Source organism: Rhodopirellula sp. UH5, assembly GCF_056839225.1.
Window position 1 is genome coordinate 6395735 of the sequence record NZ_CM166390.1, and the last position, 25397, is coordinate 6421131.

A 25397-nucleotide genomic window follows, 5' to 3' on the forward strand; every position below is an offset into this window, starting at 1 on the left:
TCGCGGCATGCGAACGCCCTGATCCTTTGAGTTCGGTTTTGTCTGACACTGCCCCTGAAACTGATTCCGCCGACGAACCCATTCGGTCGTACACCCGGCCGCCCGAGCAGCCCTTGTTCGATCGCGTTCGGACGTGGACGGACGTCATGCCTTGGCTGCGATTGGTTCGCGTGGCCAGGTTGGCTGGCGCGCCGGTTTGGTTGGTCGTCGTCGCGACCGTGGATTTGATCTGGCGGATTGGGCTGGAACGAATGATTGGTCGTTCGGCCGGTGGATCTCTGGCGGCGGACGGATGGCAAACGTCCACGACCCTAGGAGATTTGATTTGGACTGGACCTTGGGGCCGTCCGGTCCCAGCCCCGTGGATGGATGGCGTGCCGTTGTTCATGCTCCACTGGGCGGCAGTGCTGTGGACGTTTGTTTGGTGGACACCCGTCGCGATGGTGTTGTTGCGATTGGGGATTCTGCTGACCGCCGGGCGTGATTTGCCAGGGTTTGTGGAGACCTGGAAGATCATTGGCACACGCTGGAAGTCGGCCCTGTTGATCAGCGTGTTGCCGGCCGTGTGTGCTTTGCCGCTGGTGTTGTTTCTGGTGTTGGCTGATGGTTTGGCAACCGGCGAGCAACCTCATCTGGTCTGGAGTTTCTTGCTCGCACCACTGGCGATTCCCGCCGCCTTGATTGTCGGGTTGTTGATGGCGGGGGCAAAGGCGGCGATTCCCTTCGGGTTGGCGGCACTGGTTAGCCAAGAGAAGGTGGATGCGATGGATTGCCTGAGCCGAGGCTACGAGGTCACGTTCCGCCGTTTGCCTCAGTTCGTTCTGTTGTTGGTGCCAGCGGGTGTGGTGCTGGCGATCGTGGTGGGTGGCTGGCAGTTGGTCGGTTTGACCGCGATCTCCACGATGCGGAATCCGGTTTGGACCGCACTCCTTTCGCGTTTCCCAATCATCGTTGGAATCACCGTCGGCTGGGCGATGGTCGGCGGCGTGTACTTGCTGCTCCGCCAGTCCGCTGGCGGGCAAGAAGTGGAGGACGTCTGGGACGGCCCGAAAGCGAAGCCATTGAAGATCCCATCCGTCAAACGCGACGCAAAGCCAGAGTAGAACAGTTGTCCCCAACTGTTTGCGTGCTGGCGTGGAATCGTTGAGCGGCCGGGCGCGATCGCGGGTGAAGCTTGACGCAGAGGCGGTGAGTCGCGGAGACGCAGAGGAGTTGGTTGTCTCGGATGCTAGCTCGCTTCGGACCCAGCCTTTTGCCTGAGTCAGAGTAGAACAGTTGTCCTCAACTGTTTGCGTGCTGGCGTGGAATCGTCGAGCCGTCTGACGCGAGCGCGGGTGAAGCTTGACGCAGAGGCGGTGGGTCGCGGAGACGCAGAGGAGTTGGTTGTCTCGGATGCTAGCTCGCTTCGGACCCAGATTTTGCTTGAGATCAGAGTAGAACAGTTGTCCCCAACTGTTTGCGTGCTGGTGCGGAATCGTTGAGCTGCCTGACGCGAGCGCGGGTGAAGCTTGACGCAGAGGCGGTGAGTCGCGGAGACGCAGAGGAGTTGGTTGTCTCGGATGCTAGCTCGCTTCGGACCCAGCCTTTTGCTTGAGTCAGAGTAGAACAGTTGTCCCCAACTGTTTGCGTGCTGGTGCGGAATCGTCGAGCCGTCTGGCGCGATCGCGGGCGAAGCTTGACGCAGAGGCGGTGGGTCGCGGAGACGCAGAGGAGTTGGTTGTCTCGGATGCTAGCTCGGTTCGGACCCAGCCTTTTGCCTGAGTCAGAGTCGAACAGTTGTCCCCAACTGTTTGCGTGCTGGTGTGGAATCGTTGAGCGGCCGGGCGCGATTGCGGGCGAAGCTTGACGCAGAGGCGGTGAGTCGCGGAGACGCAGAGGAGTTAGTTGTCTCGATTGCAAGCTCGGTTCGGACCTCGGTTTTTGCTTGAGTCAGAGTAGAACAGTTGTCCCCAACTGTTTGCGTGCTGGTGTGGAATCGTTGAGCTGCCTGACGCGAGCGCGGGTGAAGCTTGACGCAGAGGCGGTGGGTCGCGGAGACGCAGAGGAGTTGGTTGTCTCGGATGCCAGCTCGGTTCGGACCCAGCCTTTTGCCTGAGTCAGAGTCGAACAGTTGTCCCCAACTGTTTGCGTGCTGGTGCGGAATCGTCGAGCTGTCTGGCGCGATCGTGGGCGAAGCTTGACGCAGAGGCGGTGGGTCGCGGAGACGCAGAGGAGTTTGCTGCACGGCCTCACAGGTTACGATCTCGCCGCAACCTGTAGCCCCAGCAAGCCGAACGCGAACCCGCAGCCCAGCAGTCTCCCGCCAAGCAGAGCATGAACTCACGGTGGGGACCACCGTGCCACCGTTTTCGTTCAACGCGGTGGTTTCGAACATGCGGCAACCTGTAGCTTGCTGGGGCCTCCCAGCAAGTCGAGCATGAACCTGCAGCTCAACGGTCTCCGGGCGAGCTGAGGGTGGATTCACGGTGGGGACCACCGTGCTACAGGTTCAGAACATGCCGCCGGTTTGTTGTGGCGTGTTAGGAGCATTCTGGCTGCTGCCGTTTGTGTTTCCGCCTCCCTCAGCGGCCTGAAGGCATGTCCCACAGAAATAGCCCGAATCAATAGCGCCAAAAGAATCTTGGAATGGCACGGACTTGGTTGGCACATCCTCGCCAACCGTTCCGGCTCGGAGGGCATCGAAGAGGGCTTCGATTTTCAAGTGAGTTGCGAACGTGGTCGAAATCAGGATGCCTGGCCGATTGGATCCGCCGGTTGGCAAGGGTGCCATGGTGCCCATTCCACCGAGCGTTTCCCAGCTCTCTGGGTCGATGGAAGTTTGAATCAATTGCATGGCTTCGGAAATCGATTTGGTCAGCCCGGTCGCCTCCAGATAGTGAATTCGATGGAGAGGACGTTCCTCGGCAGCCGTGACCGTCGTCACGACCCACACGTTGTCCTCGAATTGGAAGGTCATATTCTGATCGCGAAGCATTCGATTCATGACCGAACGGAATCTTGTTTCCTTGGCATGAATATTCACTGGGATGTCGGCTGACAGGCCTTCGCCTTCCATCGCGAAAACGTCAAGCACGATGCGGTGATGAAGCTGTTCTTGCAGAGACGCGACCGCCTCGTCCAAGGGCATGTCGTCGGACTCAATCGAGACCGTTTGGTTCAGGTCGGATTCCATCGTCTCAACGGTCTTGGCAGAGATCCCCGCCCAGCGATCTGTTGCGATGCCAGCCCGAGCCAGTTTCGTGAAATCAGCGGTGATGACCAGGCCGTCCGAGGTCAGCTTGGCGGCCAGGTTCAGTGGAGCCAGAGCTCGCTTCAAAGCAACCTGCAACGGGATCTCCGCCGCTCGCACTTGGACGACCGCGGCGGACGGGTCGACTTTCGCGATTCGCATCGCGGCTTGGTCGAGTGTGCAGGGGACACCCAGTTCTTCTTGGATCAATCGAGGCAATTCGCTGAGTTTGCGTTCGGTGTCGATTTGCACTCGCTGATGGAATTGATGCTGAAGGAACATTGCCCACTCCCGAGCTTTCTGTTCGTGGGACGGGGGGCCTTGGGACGGGGCGTTTTGTTGGGACGGGCCGCGGTACTGAGGTGGGCTCGAGTACTGAGGTGAGCGCGGAGGTTGAGATGGGGGGGACTGTTGAGCGTTATCCCGTGGCGAAGCGTAGGCCCGTGGGGGCTGGTTGGGGCCCGGTTGGTGGGGCGAATCAGGGTACTCAGGGGTGGGGGCTTGGTAGCGGGGCGAAGTTTGGGCGCGGTTGGGGCCTTCGAATTGGGGGCCCTGAAACGCCGGTGGTTGCGCGTTCGTGATTCCGAACTGGCAAGTCACCAGGGCTGCCACGAGCGTGCCGACTGCCTTCATCCTGTTTCGCTGTTTCATCGTCTTCCACCTGCAAATTGGGGCCGGTTTCGTCCAGAGATGCCAGAGTTTATCAGGCACAATCGGGGGGTGGGGCGATTTGGTGGTCTGTTTCACCCCGGGGCTTTCGTGGTTCGGGCCCCGCCGGTACGCTTTCGGGGTCTGAAATTTTGCTCCTCCAACCATCTCGCGCGTGCCGATGACTGCCACCACCACTGACATTCAAACCCTCGCCATCGACACCATCCGCTGCCTCAGCATGGATGCCGTTCAAACCGCCAACAGTGGTCACCCTGGCACGCCGATGGCGTTGGCCCCCATCGCGTACCAATTGTTCCAAAACACGATGAATTACGACCCTGCCAAGCCTCACTGGCCGGGCCGGGATCGATTCGTGTTGTCATGTGGTCACGCCAGCATGCTGCTCTACAGCACGCTGCATCTGATCGGCGTTGAAGCGACCGACCGTTACGGCAAACCCACCGGTGGCGAATCGATCTCGTTGGAAGACATCAAGAATTTCCGCCAAATCGGCAGCGTTTGTGCCGGTCACCCCGAATTCGCCGAAGCCGCCGGCATCGAAACCACGACCGGACCGCTCGGTGCCGGCGTCAGCAACAGCGTCGGAATGGCAATGGCCGAAAAGTGGTTGGCTGCCAACTACAACACCGACGATTTGACCCTGTTCAACTACAACACCTACGCCATCTGCAGCGACGGCGACTTGATGGAAGGCATCGCGACCGAAGCCGCTTCCATTGCCGGTCACTTGAAACTCGACAACCTGTGCTGGTTGTACGACGACAACAACATCACCATCGAAGGTGACACCGAACTTGCCTTCAGCGAAGACATGGGCAAGAAGTTCGAAGGCCTCGGATGGAACGTCCTGCAAGTGGACGACGCCAACGATGTGGACGCGCTGGGCAAAGCGATCGCGAAATTCCAAGCCTGCGGCGACAAGCCCACGTTGATCGTGGTGAAGTCGATCATCGGCTACGGTGCACCCAACAAGCAAAACACGCACGGCGCTCACGGTGCCCCTCTGGGTTGGGACGAAGTCGCCCTGGCCAAGAAGTCCTACGGTTTGCCCGAAGACGAGAAATTCTACATCCCTGCAGGTGTCAAAGAGCACTTCAGCGAAGGCGTTGGCAAACGTGGTGCAACTGCATCGAGCCAGTGGGAAGACGTTTGGACCAAGTACGAAGCGGCTGAGCCAGCCAAGGCAGCCGAACTGAAAGCCATGTTCGCTGGCGAATTGCCGGAAGGTTGGGACAAAGACATTCCTGTCTTCGAAGCGGACGCCAAAGGCGACGCGACTCGTAACAGCAGCGGCAAAGTCCTCAACGCGATCGCCAAAAACGTTCCCTTCATGATCGGCGGAAGTGCTGACTTGGCACCGTCGAACAAATCGGACTTGAAGTTCGAAGGTGCCGGCGAATTCTTGCCGCGTCAATACAAGGGCCGCAACCTGCACTTCGGGATTCGCGAGCACGCGATGTCCGGAATCGCCAACGGTTTGTGCTTGTCCGGTTTGCGTGGATACGCCGCGACGTTCTTCGTCTTCACCGATTACATGCGTGGTGGAATGCGGTTGTCCAGCATCATGCATCAACCGACCATGTACATCCTGACGCACGATTCCATCGGCGTCGGCGAAGACGGACCGACTCACCAACCGGTCGAACACCTGACCGCTTGCCGTGCGATCCCCGGTTTGAACGTGTTCCGTCCGGGTGATTCCAACGAAGTCGCTGAATGCTATCGCACCGCGATGGGGATCAACGATCACCCCAGTGCGTTCGTTCTGTCGCGTCAAAACATGCCTACCCTGGATCGCAGCAAGTACGCCGCGGCCTCCGGATGTGCTCGTGGTGGTTACATCTTGAGCGACTGCGAAGGCACGCCCGACGTGATCCTGATGGGCAGTGGCAGCGAACTTTACATGGCCGTTGACGCGGCTGAAACATTGACCGCTCAAGGCAAAAAGGTTCGCGTGGTCAGCATGCCTTGCATGGACATCTTCGCTCAGCAAGACGCCGCCTACATCAACGAAGTCTTGCCATCCGAAGTCACCAACCGCGTTGCGATCGAAGCTGGCATCCAAATGTGCTGGGACCGTTGGATTGGCTTGCAAGGCAAATTCGTCGGCATGCACTCCTTTGGTGCCAGTGGCCCATTCGATGCCGTTTACGAGCAGTTCGGCATCAATGCCGATGCGGTTGTCAAAGCGGCTCTTTCCTGAGTCTCAACGTGTTTGCCGGTCACGGATTCGCTCGCATGGGAATCCGTTGACCGTTAACGAATGCGAGACTCATCTTGTGTCAGCCGTCGGCTGACTTCTTCCAACTTTGATCGAGAACGGAAGGCTGAATGTTTGCGGGCGGATCGCTCGTCGAACGGCCTTTCCGTGTCACCGACCCTTCATCACTGAAAGAAAATCCCTTGTCCGGAACTTGCGTCATTGGTCTGCAGTGGGGCGACGAAGCCAAAGGCAAACTCGTCGACTTGTTGGCACCACGTTTTGATTGGGTTGTTCGCTATCAAGGCGGAGCCAACGCGGGACACACCGTCGTTGCTGGTGATGAAACCTACAAGCTGCATCACATCCCATCCGGGATTCTGCACAGCGATGTTCAAAACGTCATCACCCCTGGCGTCGTGATCAACCCGACCACGATGCTCCAAGAAATCGATGGCCTGCAAGCTCGCGGGATCGACGTCTTTGAGAATCTGAAGGTCAGTGAACGGGCTCACTTGGTGATGCCTTGGCACATGATCGAGGACGCCACGATCAACGCCACCGCCGTGCGAGGCGAATCGATCGGCACCACCAACCGCGGCATCGGCCCGTGTTACCGTGACAAGGTCGGGCGGACCCACGCGATTCGCATGATCGATTTGATCGAAGGATCTCGGGACGAACGCATCTCAACCGTTGCTTCACAGAAGCAAGCGTTGTTGAAGAACTTGGGTGCCTCCGAGGAAGAACTTGATTCGATCGCACCTGAGAAGATGGTCGCTCTGGCGGCTTCCTGGGCGGAACGTTTGGCTCCCATGATCGCCGACACGACCGACATGGTCTTGGACGCAGCCGAAGCCAACCAGAAGATGCTGTTCGAAGGTGCCCAAGGTGCCTTGCTGGACATCGACCATGGGACTTACCCGTTCGTCACCAGCAGCAACTCGTCAGGGGTTGGGGTATGTGCCGGTGCCGGTGTGCCGCCCAAGTGGATCAACCAAGTTCTCGGTGTCTGCAAGGCGTACAGCACGCGTGTTGGCGGCGGTCCCTTCCCAAGCGAATTGGAAGACGAAACCGGCGAGAAGATTCGCAAGCTTGGCAACGAGTTTGGAACGACCACCGGACGTCCGCGTCGTTGCGGTTGGTTCGATGCGGTCGCCGTTCGTTACACCGCGCGCTTGTCTGGTGTGACCCGCTTGGCACTCATGATGATGGACGTGCTCGCTCACTTCGACGAGCTGAAAGTTTGCGTTGCATACGAACTGGATGGCAAGGAAATCCATCGCGTGCCAGCTCATGCGGAACAGCTTCGTCGTTGCAAACCAATCTACGAAACGATTCAAGGTTGGAACACGCCCGTCGACGACGCTCGTTCGGTCGAAGACTTCCCGCCACTCGCGCTGGCTTACGTCAAACGCATCGAAGAGTTGGTGGGGGTTCCGGTGGGCGTGTTGTCGGTCGGCCCCGACCGTTCTCAAACCATCTTCACCGAAGAATCCAAAGCAATGGATCTCTAGGATCGGCAATGGTGTGGGATAGGCTTCCAACCTGTCGTCGCGATGAATTGACAGGCTGGACGCCGATCCCCCCTTCGCTAGCAAGGTTGTACGCGGGAACCGTGGCGAACGCCAAAACGGCTCACATGCCCGCGACAACTGCGTGCCTGCTTCGCCTGTCGTGACCGGCTGGAAGTTGATACCGCTGTCTTACGAAGCTTCCGCCACATCCGATGCCGGGACAACCTCAAAGGTTTTCTCGGCGACGATGCTGCCGTCGATCTCCAGCCACATTTGCCACGGACCCAATTTGTCGTCGATCGGTTCCCAGACCGTGTCGCCCAAGTAGAAGTTCCAATCGTTGGTTTTGACGTACACGGAACCATCAAAGGGCTCGCGAGTTTTGCCTTTTTCATCCTTGATGCCAGGGTGATCGATGCAGAAAAACAGCTCTTGGTTTTTGGCACCCCTGATGTTGACGATGAACCCAAATTCAACGTCCACTCGAGCCGGGATGATGGTGGTGCTGCGGATGAACCGTGGAAGTTTTTTGGATTCACCATCCCACTTGGAATGAATCCCAAAGGTTCGCATTCGCGTCTGGATTTTCTTCTTCGCCAACGATGGTTCTCAGTTCGAGGAGGATCCGTGCGAGCGACCTGACAGTGGATGCCTCGCTGTGGTTCTTCACCATGCCATAAATGGGCGGCGAAGAAAATCCCGTGCCGCGGGGGAGCAAACATTGCGTTCGTCAGCCCGAATAGAATGAGGAGGTTGATTGAGTCGACTTTCGGTTCTTCCTGTGAGCCGTTTGGGCGTTCGCCCCGGTTCTGCGGTGGTGGAACCGATGTCGAACGCCTAAACCGCTCAGTGAATCAACAGCTCGAATGTTTTGGGGCGTCAGGCAATTGTGTCGGACGCTGGTGAGTTCCTTGGTGGCGGAGGCGAGATCATGCGTTGGATTTTGGGTGCATTGGTGATGAGTTTGTTGGCCGGGAATTTGGCTGTCGATCACGCTCGAGCAAACGATCCCGAAATCCCTGCGATCACGCAGTCAATGCAGCAATTCGTGGCGGACAAAGAAATCGCGGGGGCGGTCACGCTGGTGGTCGGCCCAGATTCGGTGAAGCACGCCAGCGTGGTCGGGATGGCTGACGTTGCCAATGAAACGCCGCTGCAACGAGACACGCTGTTCTGGATCGCTTCGATGACCAAGCCCATCACCGGGGCTTGCGTGCTGATGATGCAAGACGAAGGCAAACTGTCGGTCGATGATCCGATCGCAAAGCACCTGCCAGCGATGAAGGGTTTGAAGCTGGCCGACGGAACGCCAGCGAACATCACGATTCGGCATTTGATGACGCACACCTCGGGCATGAGCGAATTGCCACGCGAGAGTGCCTACACCGAACCCACGCTGGAAGCCGCCGCTGAAAGATACGCCGAGTTGCCCGTGATGTTCGAACCGGGCAGCGAATGGCGGTACAGCCAAACGGGCATCAACACCGCCGCCCGAATTGTGGAGGTGGTTTCTGGAATGACGTTCGACCGCTTTGTCGAAGAGCGAATTTGCCAGCCATTGGGGATGACCGACACGACGTTCTACTTGTCGCCGGAACAGCACCAGCGATTGACGAAGACCTACCGCGTTGTCGATCGTGATGGCAACAAACCAAAGCACCTGGAAGAAGCCACGATCGGAGTCTTGTCCGGTGGCACCGCCATGAACCGCAACCGATTCCCCGCCGCCAATGGTGGTTTGTTTTCCACGGCGGATGACTACGCAAAGTTCAGCCAGATGTTGTTGCGAGGGGGACGAGTGGGCGATCGGCAATTGCTGTCTCAGTCAGCCGTGGAACAGATGCGAACCGTTTGCACCGGCGATTTGAAAACTGGTTTCACCCCCGGCAACGGATGGGCGATCGGTTGCTGCGTGATTCGCGAACCGCAAGGCGTGACCAAGGCCCTCACGCCGGGAACGTTCGGTCACGGGGGTGCTCATGGAACACAGGTTTGGATCGATCCGGAAAAAGAAGTGGCGATGATCCTGATGGTCCAGCGAGCCAATTTTCCGAACGCGGACGCTTCCAAGGTTCGGCAAGCGTTTGGCGAAGCGTTGATGCAGGCTTTGTAGAAGATGGCGGTACGAGGTCGCGTCGCTCTTGATTGCAAATTGCAAAATGCTTTTGGCACGTGATACCGCCCTCTCTCAATTGCTAGTGGTCTGTCACGACTTGTTCTTAGGGTAGTGGACGAGGCGACGAGTCCTGAACTGGCGTCAAATCCAAGGACTCGTTGCCTCGTCCACTACGATCAATCCTAACTTTTAACGGTAACAGACCACTCGTTTGCAATGTTCACTTTGCAATTTGCAATCACCGAGTCGGCTCCAGAGTAGAACAATTGTCCCCAATTGTTCCGTCCTCACACGTTCCGTTGTCAAGCCATTTTCCGATTCTCGCATCCATTGCCACGAGGACCCTCCAGACGCGTCAACGCCCAAGGACCACGTGAACAACAAGTGACGTAGCGGAAGGGCGCGAGCCCTCCGGTTCCTCACCGGGCGGCTTGCGCCACACCGCTAACATGGTCACTTGTTGTTCACGCGTTGCTAGAATGAAAGTCCGTGGTAGTGGACGAGGCTACGAGTCCCTCGTTTCTCACTCGCTCAAAAGGACTCGTGACCTCGTCCACTGCCTCCGTCTTGGCATCAACCTGTCGGCAGCACACCTTGGAACAACCTCGTGCCGATGCGGACCAGCGTGGCGCCCTCGGCGATCGCGGCGGGATAATCGCCGCTCATTCCCATCGACAATTCCGGAAGCGAAATTCCGGTGGCGGATTCCATTCGATCGCGAAGTTCTCGCAGTTTACCGAACTGCTTGGCGGCAGCGGCCTCGTCGGTGCCCCAGCCCGCCATCGCCATCAGGCCTTGGATCTGCAGTCCTGAGTCGGATGCGGCCGCGAGATCCCGCCAATGAACCAGCAGCGGTTCCAACTGCTCGATGGGCAATCCGGTTTTGGCCTCTTCCTCGCTGACATTGATTTCGATCAACCCAGCAATGGAACGCGACTGAAGCAGGCTTTCGTTGTGCAACGCAGCGAGCAACCGTTCGCTGGCAATCGCGTGAACGAGTGGTTCGGCGGGAAGGAGGCGGCGGACTTTGTTTCGCTGCAAGTTGCCGATTTGATGCCAGCGAATGGTGGAGTTGTCGAGCGTTTGGAATTTGCTCTCCAGCAATTGCGGACGGTTCTCACCCAGGTCATGGCAGCCAGCTTCGACCAACCAGTCGGTGATTTCGGCATCAACGTATTTGGTGACACCGACCACTCGCACACTGTCGGGGGAACGCCCGCAGCGCTCGGCGGTTTCAGATACAGATTGTCGGACCGCGTTCCAATTGTCTGCGATCAGCGACTTCGCAGTCGCTTCGTCGCACGCCATCTGTTGTTTTGAGATTGGTTCAGCCATGCAGGCGTTTTAGCACAACGCCAACCAAAGTGGCATAGGCTTCCAGGCTATGAGAAAAGCATGTGGCATTGGCTTCCAGCTTGTGAGATCGCGGATGTCGGTTCGAATCACAGGCTAGAAGCCTAGGCCACTTTTTACGCAATGATGCTGCGGCGATTGTTGACGTAGTCCCAGAGCACAAACCGGTCAAGGTTCTTGCCGCTGGTGAAGAACACTCGGCCGCGGGTTGATTGGGCCATGCGGTAAGCGAACCGAATGTCCTCTTCACTTTGTGACCAGCTGGGGATCAAGAAAATGTTGATCGTGATCCCTTCTTTGGCGCAAAGCTGAGCTTCCCGCATGGTCGCTTCTTCGGTTTGCGGATCGGGTGGGTACAGCATGTACAGCCACTCGCCTTCGAAGTGGGCGGTTGGCAAACCGTCCGTGATCAACACAACCTGTCGATTGGGAGTGTCGCAGGTGGCCAGGTTTTGCCTGGCCATTTGCAACGCGTGCTGAATGTTGGTGAAGTGCGGGTGGATTTCGTGCTCGCTGATGTCTGGGTTGCTCATGTCGCACTTCAAGCGAACCCAGGGATCATGAATGGTGACCTGCTTGGGCATGCACTCAATGATTTCGCCCGGCGTCCGCAGTTTGGCGAACGTGTACATCTCGATGAACTTCAAAAAGTCACCGGGGTACTCGCTGTTGATCAATCCTTGGAGAGCCAACGCCATGCGTTTGACGTTGATGTATTGGCCCTCGTACCGCATCGACCCGCTCATGTCCATGATCACCGCCGTGGCGGCCTTGGGGTGGTTGCGAGTCTTGTGGACCACAATGTCATCGCTGTGCAGTCGCAGCGGACGTTCATCCTTTTGGCGCAGCAATGCATTGATGATCGTTTGCGGCAAATCCAAGTTGGCGACACTGTCACCAAATTCGTAGGGTTTGGTCTGCTGCAGTTCAACGGCACCTTCGCCGACCACATTGCCTTCGTGACGCCCGGTGCGTGACGGATCGAGTTCACTGAAAATCTGTTCCAGCAAACGGCCTTGGAAGATCTTGTAAGCCTGCGGTGTCAGGCGAAAGCCGGAGCCGTCCTTGTTGCGTTCCAGGCCCTGGCGTTCGGCTTGTTCTCGCATCAAGTTTTCGACTTGGCGACGCATGTCCTCCAGTTGTTCCATGTCGCTCGGTTGAGCAAACTCGCTGAGCATGTCCATGTCGATCAAACCGATCTGAGCGGACTTCTCGGCTTCTTCCAATTGCTGCAGCAACTCGTCAATCTTTTCGAGTTCTTCTTTGATCTCGAGTGCCTTGGGAATCGACATCGATTCGTTGCCGATGAAGTCGTACTTGGTTGCCAGCTCTTCGAGGTTGTGTTTGTCCTCCATCGCCGAACCGGTCGCCAGCAGATTGCGGGCGAGGTCGCTGTTGTCGTCGCCCGCCTGGTACCACAGCCGCTCAATCATGAAGGGTTGTTCTTGATTGATCGCCATCTGGAAAAGCTTTTCCATCTTGGCGGGTGGTCGCACGCGTTTGGCGGCCTGATGAAACGCCTTGCGAGCTTTCTTTTGAACCGTTCGAGCTTCGTAGGTTTCCAAGATCTTGCGTTTGCGATCTTCCAGCAACGCTTTCAGAAAGTCGATGCTGGGGCCCAAGCCCGCGATCTGGCTGGGGTCGAGCTTCACCGCGTTGGCGAGGTCTTCCTCGGACAATTCGTGGAAGTTGCCGTACATCAATGCTTGTTCAAACGCGGGCGACACCAGGTCCGGCGGCGGTTGGCTGGGCGGCGGAAATGCGACCGGATCGTACTTTTGATAGGAGTGGATCACCCCACCCACAGGATCGCGTCGGTCGCGAGACGGCGAATCAGATTTGGGTTGGGAAGTGTCCATGAATGGTTTCGTTGGGAGTTCGAGCGTTGCGGTGGCGTCCTGCGATCGCCAGGAACCGCATTTTACGCGGCTGCAAAGCGACGCGTTCAAAGAAGTGGTCCAAGTGCTTTGCTGGATTGGTCTTGGTGTTCGTAGGCTGGGCTTCCAAGCCCGGCCAAACCGTGTTCTTTCGCCTTGGCGGGGTTGGAGTGGACCCTGGAAGGACCTTTTCACCGGTGGGTCGACGGCCTTGGAAGGCCATCGTACGGATTGTTGTCGACGGTCTTGGAAGACCGTCGTACGGGCCAGCGATTCAGGACGGGTTGTGCTCCGGCAGGGAGAGGCAGAGCACCATTTGGTCGCCGCGAATCAGCATGCGATTGCCGACGATCACGGGAGCGGACCAGCACGGGTACTGCAAGGCGGGCCGGTCGCCGGCAGCGGTCTCCAATTCCCAGACCGCCAACTCGTCGAACTGATCCGGCGTGGCCCGGACGACGTGCAGCGAGCCGGTTTCCTTCACTACCAACAGCACGTCGCCGAGCCGGGTCGCGGTGCTTCGGCGTCGATCCAGCGCCGTCCATTTGACCTCGCCGGTGGCAAAATCGAGGCAGCGGAAATCGCTGTCGGGGGCATTCCGACCGCTGCAGGCGTACAGGTTGTCTTCGTGCAGGATCGGCGTGGACATGTGGGAACGCAATGACTGAGATCGCCTGCGACCGACGGGATCTTTCCAAACCGTTTCGAATGTGGCTTGCTTGCCATTCACACTGATGTCATAGACCGCCGCACCCGCGTCGTAGCACTCGCTGATCAGCACTCGATTGCCAGCGACGATCGGGACCATCGCGTTGACGCTCTCCAGAATGTCGGCCCGGTGATAGACCTTGCCGAGGGATTGGCCGTCCTGGGGATCCAGCAGCCACAGGTGATCGCGGGCAAACATCAGGAGGTAGTCTTTGCCGTCCAGTGTGCCTTTGCCGTCCAGTGTGATGGTGCGTGGGCTGCTGTAGCTGGCCAAGTCGTCTCCGCCGGTCCATCGTACCTCACCGGTCATTCGATCCAGCGAGACCATCAGTGTTCCTTCTGGGACAGCTCGGCCCAGCCGCCCCGGGGCCAGAGATTGTTGTTCCTCGGGGCTGCCGCCGACCATCACGATGACTTGATCGCCGACGATCAACGGCGACGAACCGACACCGAAGAAGTTCTGCACGACGTCGTATTTTTCGTTCAAGTTGGTCGTCCATTGTTGATCGCCCGATGCACAGCTCCAGGCGGTGAGTTGGCCTGCCACGCCGTACGTGAAAATCTGGGCTTGATCGGGACCGTCACTCGATTCGGCGATGGTCGGACTGCATCGCGGACCGGTTTCGTACCCGTACATGTCGCGGTAGTTCAGCGGGTAAGAACGCGACCACAGGACAGCTCCGGTTGTCAGGTCGATCTTGCGAATTCGTTCGGTGTCGTTGCTTTCATCGAAGTGAAAGTAGCTGTTGTCGCGAACCACACCGATGCCATAGCCGTCTCCCACTTCCAACGTCCAGTGGCATTGGGGGGGATCGTTCCAGTTCAACGAAGCGATGGATTTGGGAGCCGACTCGGTGAGTTTTGCACTGCCGCTGAAGTCGTCGTTGAGAAAGCGGGGCCAGTCGGGCTGAGTGAGCGGGGATTCAGCCCAGCCGAGAGAAAATGAGACCAGCACCAGAGCAATGGCTCGGAAGCTGGCCAGCAGGCGGGGCGGGATCAGGAAGCGGGCTCGTGGAGCGATCATCGAAATACGTTCGGTAAGAAGTGAAATCAAGTTGTTGAAGTGGGATCCGGCAGCGGACGCTGGTCCCCATCCAAGATGCATTGTAGAACCAGAGACCATGGCTGATTTACACGTCACAAATCGTTTTATCATTGCAGAAGCGGACCTGAATTGGTCGGCCTCGCGAAGTGGTGGTCCGGGTGGGCAGAATGTCAACAAAGTCAATTCCAAGGTGACGTTGCGTTGGAAGCCGCAGCCGCAGACGGGATTCGACGAATTTTGGTGCAAGCGTTTTGTCACCCAGTTCGGGACCCGCATCAACAAAGAGGGGGAAATGGTCCTGCACAGTGAAACGACGCGGGACCAGTCTCGAAACCTTGCCGACGCTCGCGAAAGGTTGGTCTCGATGTTGCTGGGATGCCGGGTGCCCCCCAAAAAACGCAACGCAACGCGACCGACACTGGGCAGCAAGCGGCGCCGGTTGGAGGGAAAACGCCAGCAATCCGAGAAGAAACGCATGCGTGGAAAGCCCCGCATGGACGATTGAAGGTTCTCGTTTGGCGGGCCCTTGCTATACTGATCCGTGCGCGAGTCCGATGGAATGACTCTCGCCAATCCTCTTCTCCCTTTCAATTCACTTTGGCATCCTTGCTCAATGAAGCGTGCTCGGCATCTTGACGATCTTCTCCGCAGTTGGGAATTCGACCCCACTTCGCTCAACGTCCGTCTGATCAAGGGCAAAGATGATCGCGACGTCATCCAGATGCGAGTCGACATGGGCATCCTCCAGCTGGAAACGACCGGCCGGCCGGACGGCGAATTGATCGAGTCCAGCGAAACGTATTTGCAGCACCTGCAAATGAATCGCTTGGGAAACCCCGACGCGGAACTTTCCGAAAAAGACTGCAATGAAATCGATCGCGAATTCATGCAGTTCTATCACCGCCGAATCTGCTGGCTGCGGCTGCAGTTTTACCACCGCGCCGTGATGGACGCTGATCACACGTTGCGATTGATGGATTTGTGCGACGAAATGTCTGACGATCCCGAGTGGATCTCATCGCACGAGCAATATCGCCCGTTTGTGCTGTTTCATCGCACTCAAGCGGAGGCTCTCGGCGAACTGGAAGAAAACACTCCCGAGGAAGCCATCCAGGCGATCAATCGTGGGCTGGACACGCTGCGTGAATTTTTTATCAAACACGAGGCCGAAGAGCACTTCGACGAAGACGAATTGATCGTGCGATTGGTTGACCTTCGCGAATCGCTTCGCAACGAGTACTCGGTCGGACAAACGTTGCGGGAACGCTTGGACGCGGCTGTTCAAGAAGAGAAATACGAGTTGGCAGCTCAATTGCGTGACGAGCTGACTCGTCGCGAAACCCACTGATTCGCACGAGCCTGCCATGCCGCTGATCGCACCCGCGCCCTGGGATCGTCCACTTGGTTGTTGCAACTGCGGACGTTCGCGATTGTTGGCCAGCTGATCACGATTCTCTTTGCGGGGTTGCTCACACCAACGTTGCTTCCCATCAGTGCCCTGCTGGTATTGGTGATCTTCACTGCCATCACCAACGGTGCCTATGGTTGGTGGCTGTCCCGAGCGGAACGCAATCGCGGGAAATCGCCCACGGAATCCGCAACGGATCAGGCTTTGTCAGCGGCTGGGGCGGAAGCCGAGGCAGAGATGTTTTCGCAAAGCATGGACGGCCACGCCAATGTGCTCAGTGAGTTCAAATCGGAGACACCGCTGCGTGTGGCGTTTGTGCTGATGGCGATGGATCTGATCACGCTGACCGCCATGCTGTACTTGACCGGTGGGGCGGACAACCCGTTCAGTTTGTTTTACTTGGTGAACATCGCCGTTGGCGGCGTGATCTTGACCGCGCCGCTGACCTGGACGCTGACTGGGTTGGCGATTCTTGGCTACGTCGTTTTGCTCCTCGATTCTTGGTCCGTGGCGGGGCTGACGATTCAGCCGGCAGTGACTCCCGGTTGGTTGATCGCGACGTTGGATTTGCGTGACTGCGGAATGTTGTTTGCCTTCGTGACGTGTGCCACCGTTTTGTCTTACTTCGTGACCCGGATTTCTCGTCAGTTGCGTTTGCGAGAACGGGATCTTCGACGCAGCCAATCCGAGCGAGCCGACGCAATGCGTTTGGAAGGTTTGACGACGCTGGCCGCGGGGGCAGCTCATGAACTGGCCTCGCCCCTGTCAGCGATCGATGTGGCTTGTCGTGAGTTGACACGGCATCTGGAGGACATTCCTAAACCGAAGTCCGTCGACGAGGACTTGTCGTTGATCGACGGCCAGTTGCTGATGTGCCGCCAGATTCTTTCCCGAATGCGAGCGGCTTCCGGTGACACCGCGGCACAACGTTGGAATCGGACCACGCTGGGCGACTTGATCGACACGGCACTCGAAGGCATTCGCGATCCACACCGGGTGGAGATCGTGGAGCCCTTTGGGGATGCGTCGTGGGAAGACCAGCCGATGTGGCTGCCTGAGGAGGCGGTCGCCCAAGCCATCCGCAATTTGATTCACAACGGGCTGGATGCCAGCGACCAGGAGCAATCCGTCGCGGTGGAGTTGCTTGTGGACGGGGAAGAGGCTCGCTTGCAAGTGCGAGATCAGGGCCAAGGCATGTCCGAAGAGGTGCTCGGTCGCGCCGGCGATCCGTTCTTCACCACCAAAGAACCCGGCCGTGGGATCGGGTTGGGATTGTTTTTGACTCGCAATGTGATCACCCGATTGGGCGGCACGCTGAAGTTCGATAGCACTCCGGGCTTGGGCACGGTCGCCACGGTGCGATTGCCTTTGCCCAAGGAACCCACCGCGGCGGAGTGATTCAGAGGGTGTGCGGCTTTGAGGTGCTGTGCACACAGCGTCTTGCGAACCCCGACCGTTGAAAGAGGCCGTGCAGTTTTGAAGTGCCGTGCCAGTAACGCCTTGAGAACCCCGCCCGCGCAGCGGGAGGGGTCGGAAAGCGAGCGTTCAGCGAGATTTCCGGGGGAGGGCAATCCGCGACGCATCCCATGCTCGGCCCTCACCCTCGCGTACGCCTGAACGGCGTCGCTCGACCTCTCCCCAAACTTCGTTTCGGGAGAGGTACGCCATGTGGAAACTTGGCGAAAACCCAGCATCAGAAAACTGCCCGACCTCTTCACCAGGGGGGAATCTGGATGCGTCTGACGTGTGGGCCTCTGTGATCGGACGACTGGCGAAATCCATGCCGACCGTGGGGCTGAATCGTTTCCCTCGACTGCTATACTGGAACGCCCGTACTCCCACCGACTGATGCACTGGTGCAACGATGAGTTTCTCTGATCCGAACAGCGGCAACGACGGTGTGCTGCCCTATTCCAGTCCATCCGAGGTGTGCACCTCCGAAACCGTGGGTGCAGAAAGCATCTTGCTGGTCGACGACACCGTCGTGCTTCGCGAACGGATGGCAGTGGCCATGCAAAGCCGTGGTTTTCGCGTCACGATGGCGGGGAATTACGACGAAGCCGTGGCCGTTTTCAGCCAATCGCCAACCGACTTGGCAGTGCTTGATTTGCGAATGCCAGGTCGCAGCGGCTTGGATTTGCTCCGCCGATTGCTGGAGATCAAACCGGATTGCCGCGTCCTGATGCTGTCAGGGTTCGGCAGCATTCCTGCGTCGATCGATGCGGTCCGTGCCGGTGCGGTCAACTTCTTGAGCAAACCCGCAGACACCGACGACATTCTGTCCGCCTTCATTCGTGGAGAAGGGCAGAACGTTCCCGAAGGCGGGCTGGCATTCCCAGCACCGTCACTGGCTCGGAACGAGTGGGAACACATTCACCGGGTGCTGTCCGATTGCGGCAACAATATCTCAGAAGCCGCCCGCCGACTGGGCATCCACCGTCGTTCGCTGCAACGAAAGCTTCGCAAGCGAGCCCCGGAGGATCCCAAGACCCCTGGTGCGGACGACGTCTTCGAAGACGACGAGGATTGATTTCGCGTCGAACGCTGAGGCCGTCAATCACAACCCGACACGTGACGGCCTGTTGATTGAATCCTAACCCGAAGCGTTAAGCAGGTACGCAGGTGTCATCGAGTATGTGAGCCGTTTGGCGTTAGCCACGGTTCCCACGCAAAACCGGGGCTAACGCCCAAACGGCTCACAAGGTGAAACCCAATCATTCCTGCGTGCCTGCTTAGCGAGGGATCGCGTGACATTGCAACGAGCCTGTGGGTCCCTCACTCACGCGTCGGGTTGTGAAATCGAGTGAATCAACAAGCCGGTGAGCGAGGGACGCCCCCAATTCCCACGACGGCCCCATCCGGGGCGATACCCAGACGCCGTCCAGCGGTCCCTCGGCCCTTGTTCCCTCAGGCCCGTTCGCGTTCCAACCCAGCGTCCTTCAGCGTTCCACCACAACAAACCCGTGCCAACAAAACAAAACCCCGCCTGTGAGAACACAGGCGGGGTTTTGAATTTCATTCTCGATGGATTGAGTCGAAACTCAATCAGCACAGACTAGATGTCGGTGTTGGCATCGGGTTGTGGCACTGGAGGAGCAGCTTCTTGAGCTTGGTCGCTGCTGCTTTTGACTTCTTCTGCAGCAGGTGCGGCAGGAGCAGCTTCTTCAGCAGCAGGAGCAGCAGGAGCTTCCTCAGCAGCAGGTGCTGGTGGAGCAGCTTCTTCGGCAGGAGTCGCGTCCGTTGCTTCGTCAGCGACGGGAGCAGCAGGTGCAGCTTCTTCGGTTGCAGCAGCTTCGTCGGTGACGACGCTACCAGGAACCAAAGTTTCGCCTGGAGCCAATTCAAAGCCTTCGCTGCTTTGCATGACGGAACCTTCCATCACAGGAGCAACTGAGCCACCGCAGCAAGGAGCTGCTTCGACAACAGGAGCAGGTGCAGGTGTGCCACAGCAAGGTGCTGGTGCAGGTGCTGCTTCACAGCACGGTGCAGGAGCTGGTTCGCAGCAAGGTGCTGGAGCTGGTTCGCAGCAAGGCTCTGGTGCACAGCATTTCTTCGACTTCAGTTTGGCCAGCAATCCGCCGCCACACTTGTGAGCCTTCAAGCCGCTGAACAAGCCGCCTGAGTTGCAGCATTGGTTGGAGTGCAAGAACTTGAAAGCACTTGCATTGCTACTGAAAGCCAACGACGCACCCAACATCAGTGCGACGACGGCGGTACCCTTCACCAAATTCCGATTCATGTGTTTCTCCAGAGTTAAGTTCGGAGGTTTCGGTGCGATCCGTGTTCGCACGCTTGAATTGAGGTGGCATCCGGTCACCCTGATCAATTGCGTTTACACTCCGTCCGTCATTCGCCCATGAGAGGGGGTTCAGGGGGAGGTGCGGTGACATTACCGCTTGCAGTGACTTTGCGTTACGGTAGCTCGCTCGTAAATGTTGTCAATTGCCCAAAGCACCCAAACTCCTTCTGCCGAGCGGGTTTGGGCCGTCCGCTCGGAACCCAGTCCGTGGCTCGCCCCTCGAAATCGGGACGACGATTTCCCAGCGGATTCAGCCGATTGCCCCGCAAATTCACGTTTTCAAGGGGATTTGCGGGATGGCCGGGGCGACTGGCATCTTAGAAGTCGCTCGCCGCGGACAAGGCGGCCAATCAGAAATGGCGTGGAATCTTCCTCAGGCCGGATTTCGTGGCGGAGGATTGTGCGCAAAGCGTTCCCAACCAAAGACGTCTCGCGGGACACCCGGGATTCAGAGGTCGCGCGGTTCTTAAGTGCCGTGCCAGTAACGCCGTCAGAACCCCGCCCGACGAAGGAGGTCGTGCCGTTTTAATTCACCCTCCCTTTGGGAGGGTCGGACCGCTTCGGGCCGGGGACGGTTACGCGCCGGATCCAATGCAGAGCCCTCCCCTCGCTTCGCTCCACTTCTCCCCAAACTTCGTTTCGGGAGAGGTGGACGCCAATCGACGAACTATCGCTGCATCGATTCGGTGGCGGTTGCAGCGGGGGCCGCAGCGGTTTGGGTTTGGTCCTGAGCGTTCAGGATGCGAGCCATTTCGTCGCCGTTTTCGAAGTCCAGGATCAGTTCGGGTTCGCCGGTCGCGATCCCGAGGACCATTCCCGAAATTCTCCAGCCTTCACTTTGTTGCACGACGGGCAGGACAATTTGGAATTCCTGTTTGGTTCCATCGGCTTGGGAGGGCTCGCTCCAGACGCAGTGAACCAATCGCGTGGGGTACTTCTGGCCTTCGGGAAGGTGTTCCATCCCGACTTCTTCGCTGCGGGTGATGGTGACTTCGGCGTCAGGCGATCCAAGCGGCTGGACGACGTGGCCAATTCGAGCCAATTCCGACTGAGCACGCTTGGTCAGCAGCGTCATGGCGGTGTTCTCGGCGCCACCACGACGAATACGGTCGAGGAACTGACCGACAACCGATTCGGCTTCGTCCGCAGAAGCAGCGGTGGTTGGGGTGGCTGTGGCGGATTGGGAGGCAACGGATTCGGGGGTGGACGAACCACAACCGGTCATCGAGAGCGTTGCGGCTGCGACCGAGAAACCAAGAGCAAAACGACCCAAGATCCGCATGACTGAAACGGACATATTTTCCATCCCTGGAATTGAATGACTGACACACAAATGGCGATGCGTTCATCGCCAAGGTCGTGGAATAGTCGATTCAGCCCACAGGGGTCAACACAATTGCGAGAATTCGCCAAAACAGCGCGTTGGCACTACTTCGCGGCTTCTTGGGCACCGCGGTTGCGACGCAGTTGGCCGCATGCCGCGTTGATTTCGTCGCCTTTGCGTTGCCGGAAATTCACGTTCACCCCCGCGGATTCCAAAATCGCTCGGAATCGTGCGATCGCGGCCCCGCTGGGCGTTCGATAGGGCAAACCCGCCACGGGGTTGTAGGGAATCACGTTCATCATCACGCTGCGGCCGCGAAGAATTTGGCTCAACTGACGCGCGTGTTCATCGCCATCATTGATCCCGCCCAACAACACGTATTCGAACGTCAAACGTCGACCCGAGGAGTGGAAGTAGCGATCCGCGGCTTCCAAGACAGGTTCGATTCCAATCTTGCGATTGATTGGGACCAGCTCACTTCGCAGTTCATCGTTGGGGGCATGCAGCGAGACCGCCAGGTTGTACGGAACCCCGGTTGCCGCCAGTTTGTCGATCGCCGGTGGCAAACCCACCGTGCTGATCGTGATGCGTCGCGGGCTGATGCCCAGCCCATCTTCATTGCGAGCGACGTCGAGAGCGGCCAACACACCTGGCAAATTGGCCAGCGGTTCGCCCATCCCCATCATCACGATGTGGCTGAGCCGTTCGGTGGCGGGCAGGCGTTGCTGCAGTCGCAGCATTTGTTCCAGGATTTCGCCGCCGGTCAGATTGCGATCCACGCCATCCAGTCCACTGGCGCAGAACACGCAGCCCATCGCACAACCGACTTGGCTGCTGACGCAAATGCTGCGTCGCGGACCGTCCCGCAACAACACACATTCGACTTCGCCGCCGTCGACCAAACGAATCAGGATTTTCTCAGTGCCGTCCTTGGACTTTGAGACGACGGCTTCGGTGGCGTTGAAGATCGCAAAGTGCTCTTCCAGCTGATCTCGCAGCTTGGCCGGCAAGTCCGTCATTTCGTCGAACGAGGTGGCTCGTCCGGAAAACAGCCAACGCCGGATTTGCTTGGCACGAAAGGGTTTTTGGCCCTGCTCTTGCAACCATTCTTTGAGCTGATCGAGCGACCAGTTCAGCAAGTGCTTTTTACGGGGGCCGGCGGACTCCGAATCAGAGGTCGTGACGAGCGGCAATGAGACCATCGGAGTCAAACAAATTGAAAAGAGGAAGCGGCGGTGTGATTTTGATCCGGCGTGACTTCCCTATCAGACGCTTCGTTGGCCTGGAATGCAAATGGAAATCATGGCCAACCAACCTGCAACGGCAGCGTCAGGGTTGAACGCTGATTTGGTTGTCGATTCGCGAGACGCCCGGTTCCAATCGCATCAGCAATTCGGTCATTCGGCGATCGGATTCGTTGCGAACCATGCCGCTCAGCGTGGCGGTGCGATCTTGGATCTGAACGTTCACACCATCATACCGCGAGGATTGAGAATTCATACGGCCAGGCAGGTTGCCGTTGACGGTGGTCAAATTCGATGTGCCCCGCAGACGCGATGAGGCGGACTGCTGCACACGACTGGATTCAAGGGGGGCGACTTCCACGGCGCTGCGAAGTCGTGTTCGAATCGGAGGGGTGGCTGTGTTGCCACGGGCCGCGTTGGCACCTCCAAACAGGCTGCCAAAGGCCGCTCCAAGGCCACCGCCACCGCCAAATCCACCGCCAAATCCGCCGCCTCCCGTGCCGCCACCGCCCGCTTGGGACACCGCGGCTGCACCGACAGGCGATGCTGTGTTGGCACCCACTGCTCCGCCTCGCTGGATGCCCTCACTGAAGACTGCGTCGGGGTCCAAACCTTGGCTGATGGCGCCGTCTGTTTGGCCGCCCGCGGCGGTTCCTGTTTCACCCTGCTGTGCCTGCGCCGACGATCCCAGTGCGATCCAGAGAGTGGATGCGGCCAGGCACGCTACAATTTGAGACGTTCGTTTCATGCGACTATCGCTCGGTGGACGTTGGGTTTCGGATACGATTGAGGGAGTGACACTCCTTCTCTGATTGTAGCTAGCCCCCACGAGCTCGTCCAAAATGATTCCTCTTCGATCCTTGCCTTTCAGTCGCTCGTTCACACGGAAGTTTCCAGTTGTAACGTTGATAACGACAGTCGCCTGCCTTCTGCTCGCGATCGGCTCGATCGCCTTGGCACCGGAGGTCGCTGCTCAAAGTTCACCGACGGAAGACAGTCGGACCACCGTTCCGGCTCCCCGGCTGTTGCCCTCGGGGACCTTGGCTTACTTGCGGGTCGACAATGTCAACGACATTCGCGCCGACTGGGGCGGGTCCTCCTTGGGGAAAATGCTGGACGATCCCAAGATGCGTCCCTTCGTTTCAGACATCTATCAAATTCTGAACGATCTGTTCGATAAACCCGGCAAAGAAATGGGGCTGACGCTCGACGAACTTCGGTCACTGCCGCAAGGCCAACTCGCCATCGCCCTGCTCGAGGGCCCGCCGCCGGAAGAGAAAACGGACGAAAAGAAGGCGGACGAGGAAGAAGACGATGACGCGATCGCTCGTCGCTTGCGAGACAAACGCCGGCAACAGAATTCCTTCGCGGTGGCGATCATGATCGATGCTGGGCCGAACAACCAAGCGATGGAAACTTTGGTCGGACGCTTGATGGAGCTGGCTGAAAAGAACCGCTTCATCGTCCAGAACGAACAGATCGGTTCGATCGAACTGACACGTTTGGTTCGTCAGCGTGGCAATGGCGATGTCATTGAATGGTTCGAACAAGACGGCTTCTATGTCATTGGACTGGGACGCACGATCGCTCAATCCATTGCCAAGAAACTGAATGACGAACAACGAGACACCAGCCAATCCTCCGGACGCTCGCGACGCTCCGCCACCACTTCTTCTCCCGAAACCGAAACGCTGGCCCAAAACGCGGACTTCGTGGCGGTGATGAGTCGGTCGATCGGTGCCGAAGCCGAGATCCCGCAGATCACGTTCTTCGTCAATCCTTATGGCATTGTGAAACGAATCATCGCCCGAAGTGGTTCGGCGTTCTTCATCGCGCCGATTGTCCAAGACCTGGGCATCGAAAAAATTCGCGGGATCGGCGGCAGTGTCTTTCGCGGAGGTGAAATCATTGAATCGGTTGGGCACATGCATGTGCTGATCGATCCACCGCGTGATGGATTCTTCGGTGTGCTGCGTCCCGAGGACATCGAAGTCTCGCCGCCGACTTGGGTTCCCGCCGACGCCGCCAGTTTCACCTGTGTGGGATGGGACATTGAGACCGCGTTCAAAAACATTGCCAAGATTGTCAACCGTTTCGCGGGGGAAGGCAGTTTCGAAAAGAACACGGAGAAGCCAGCCAAAGAGCGATTTGATGTCTCACTCAAGGAAGAAGTGTTCCCGTTGATGACCGGTCGGGCCGTCACGATCCAGCGTTATCAGTTGCCCGCCAACTGGAACTCCATGGCACGCGTGATCGCAATCGAGGTCAAAGACGCGAAGGAAGCTGGCAAGTTGCTCGACAAGGTCAAAGCCAAGGCACCACCGCAACGCATGAAGCCCGAGGTTCTTCGCGGCAAAACGGTGTACTTCTCCGAACAGCGTCAATTTGAACAACCCGGTGTCCGCGTGCCAGAAAACAGCGTGATGTTGCTGGACAACTGGTTGCTGTTCAGCGACAGCCGCGAAGTGCTGCTGCAAGTGCTGCGTGCCGAGGCCGGTGAAATTGATCGCCTAGCCGACGATGAGGACTACGTGCTGTTGACCAGTGAACTGGGAGCCAAACTCGAAGGCGAAACGCCGTTCCTGTTCCAGTTCAATCGTGATGCTGAGTCGTACCGCATCTTGTACGAAATGGCCAACTCAGAAGAGACCGCTCAGTCGGTCGAGAAGCGTGGCGGCGAAAACCCCATCGCGGGCCGCGTGGCCGAGCTGATGCGGCGCAATGATTGGCCGGAGTGGGAAGACCTGGAAAAGTACTTCAGCGTCAGCGGCATCTTCGGTTACGACGAACCAGGCGGCATCCACATCGGCTCGCTGAACCTTCGCCCGATCGAGTGAGTCGCTGTTCATCTCGAACGGTTCGTTCTCATATCAGCGGAATGGTCTGAGAACGGCCGTTGATGGGA

Annotated in this window: 18 protein-coding genes; 9 read left to right on the top strand and 9 right to left on the bottom strand. The window is 58.1% G+C overall.

Translation table 11 applies throughout. The annotated features are described in order from the left end of the window. Nucleotides 1–38: 38 nt before the first annotated feature. Entirely contained in the window at nt 39–1103 is a 1065-nt protein-coding gene (locus tag UH5x_RS22795) for a hypothetical protein (protein ID WP_482633774.1), read from the top strand. A 1385-nt stretch (nt 1104–2488) separates the two neighbouring features. Here the strand turns inward: UH5x_RS22795 and UH5x_RS22800 are convergent. Further along, a complete protein-coding gene (locus tag UH5x_RS22800) occupies nt 2489–3511 on the bottom strand; it encodes a hypothetical protein (RefSeq protein ID WP_482633775.1) in 1023 nt (340 codons plus the stop codon). A 541-nt stretch (nt 3512–4052) separates the two neighbouring features. On the opposite strand from UH5x_RS22800, the gene tkt reads away from it, so the two are divergent. Together tkt and UH5x_RS22810 are read left to right on the top strand one after the other, a co-directional pair. Then, nucleotides 4053–6104 (top strand): transketolase, encoded by a 2052-nt coding sequence (gene tkt, locus UH5x_RS22805; RefSeq protein ID WP_083434931.1) that lies wholly within the window; start codon nt 4053–4055, stop codon nt 6102–6104. A 200-nt stretch (nt 6105–6304) separates the two neighbouring features. Beyond that, entirely contained in the window at nt 6305–7618 is a 1314-nt protein-coding gene (locus tag UH5x_RS22810) for an adenylosuccinate synthase (RefSeq protein WP_173442651.1), read from the top strand. Between the two features lie 189 nt (nt 7619–7807). On the opposite strand, the gene UH5x_RS22815 is transcribed toward UH5x_RS22810, so the two are convergent. Continuing rightward, a complete protein-coding gene (locus UH5x_RS22815) occupies nt 7808–8218 on the bottom strand; it encodes a DUF3859 domain-containing protein (protein ID WP_482633776.1) in 411 nt (136 codons plus the stop codon). Between the two features lie 331 nt (nt 8219–8549). On the opposite strand from UH5x_RS22815, the gene UH5x_RS22820 reads away from it, so the two are divergent. After that, complete coding sequence (locus tag UH5x_RS22820; RefSeq protein ID WP_482633777.1) at nt 8550–9731, top strand: serine hydrolase domain-containing protein; 1182 nt, start codon at nt 8550–8552, stop codon at nt 9729–9731. A 576-nt stretch (nt 9732–10307) separates the two neighbouring features. Here the strand turns inward: UH5x_RS22820 and UH5x_RS22825 are convergent. From UH5x_RS22825 to UH5x_RS22835, 3 genes are all read right to left on the bottom strand, one after another. After that, nucleotides 10308–11069 (bottom strand): YggS family pyridoxal phosphate-dependent enzyme, encoded by a 762-nt coding sequence (locus tag UH5x_RS22825; RefSeq protein WP_047814499.1) that lies wholly within the window; start codon nt 11067–11069, stop codon nt 10308–10310. Between the two features lie 134 nt (nt 11070–11203). Continuing rightward, on the bottom strand, nt 11204–12946 hold the full coding sequence (locus UH5x_RS22830) for a VWA domain-containing protein (protein ID WP_047814500.1): 1743 nt from the start codon (nt 12944–12946) through the stop codon (nt 11204–11206). Nucleotides 12947–13238: 292 nt separating this feature from the next. Then, nucleotides 13239–14696 (bottom strand): outer membrane protein assembly factor BamB family protein, encoded by a 1458-nt coding sequence (locus tag UH5x_RS22835; RefSeq protein ID WP_482633778.1) that lies wholly within the window; start codon nt 14694–14696, stop codon nt 13239–13241. Between the two features lie 97 nt (nt 14697–14793). On the opposite strand from UH5x_RS22835, the gene arfB reads away from it, so the two are divergent. From arfB to UH5x_RS22855, 4 genes are all read left to right on the top strand, one after another. Next, the gene (gene arfB / locus UH5x_RS22840) at nt 14794–15222 is read left to right on the top strand and encodes an alternative ribosome rescue aminoacyl-tRNA hydrolase ArfB (protein WP_482633779.1); all 429 of its coding nucleotides are present in this window, start codon (nt 14794–14796) and stop codon (nt 15220–15222) included. A 108-nt stretch (nt 15223–15330) separates the two neighbouring features. Then, a complete protein-coding gene (locus UH5x_RS22845) occupies nt 15331–16065 on the top strand; it encodes a UvrB/UvrC motif-containing protein (protein ID WP_047814504.1) in 735 nt (244 codons plus the stop codon). A 57-nt stretch (nt 16066–16122) separates the two neighbouring features. Beyond that, nucleotides 16123–17523, top strand: a complete 1401-nt coding sequence (locus UH5x_RS22850; protein WP_482633780.1) for a sensor histidine kinase — start codon at nt 16123–16125, stop codon at nt 17521–17523. A 466-nt stretch (nt 17524–17989) separates the two neighbouring features. Then, nucleotides 17990–18655: a response regulator transcription factor gene (locus UH5x_RS22855; protein ID WP_047814506.1), complete on the top strand. Its 666-nt coding sequence runs from the start codon at nt 17990–17992 to the stop codon at nt 18653–18655. A gap of 525 nt (nt 18656–19180) precedes the next feature. Here the strand turns inward: UH5x_RS22855 and UH5x_RS22860 are convergent. The 4 genes from UH5x_RS22860 to UH5x_RS22875 form a co-directional block, all read right to left on the bottom strand. After that, nucleotides 19181–19489 carry a hypothetical protein gene (locus tag UH5x_RS22860; RefSeq protein ID WP_482633781.1) on the bottom strand — a complete coding sequence of 103 codons (309 nt, stop codon included), beginning with the start codon at nt 19487–19489 and terminating at the stop codon, nt 19181–19183. A gap of 1102 nt (nt 19490–20591) precedes the next feature. Continuing rightward, complete coding sequence (locus UH5x_RS22865; RefSeq protein WP_236696229.1) at nt 20592–21221, bottom strand: hypothetical protein; 630 nt, start codon at nt 21219–21221, stop codon at nt 20592–20594. Between the two features lie 131 nt (nt 21222–21352). Further along, complete coding sequence (gene rlmN, locus UH5x_RS22870) at nt 21353–22450, bottom strand: dual-specificity RNA methyltransferase RlmN (RefSeq protein ID WP_047814510.1); 1098 nt, start codon at nt 22448–22450, stop codon at nt 21353–21355. Nucleotides 22451–22577: 127 nt separating this feature from the next. After that, nucleotides 22578–23240: a BON domain-containing protein gene (locus UH5x_RS22875; RefSeq protein WP_482633782.1), complete on the bottom strand. Its 663-nt coding sequence runs from the start codon at nt 23238–23240 to the stop codon at nt 22578–22580. A 157-nt stretch (nt 23241–23397) separates the two neighbouring features. Between UH5x_RS22875 and UH5x_RS22880 the strand changes: the two genes are divergently transcribed. After that, nucleotides 23398–25329 carry a DUF3352 domain-containing protein gene (locus tag UH5x_RS22880; protein WP_482633783.1) on the top strand — a complete coding sequence of 644 codons (1932 nt, stop codon included), beginning with the start codon at nt 23398–23400 and terminating at the stop codon, nt 25327–25329. Nucleotides 25330–25397: the final 68 nt, after the last annotated feature.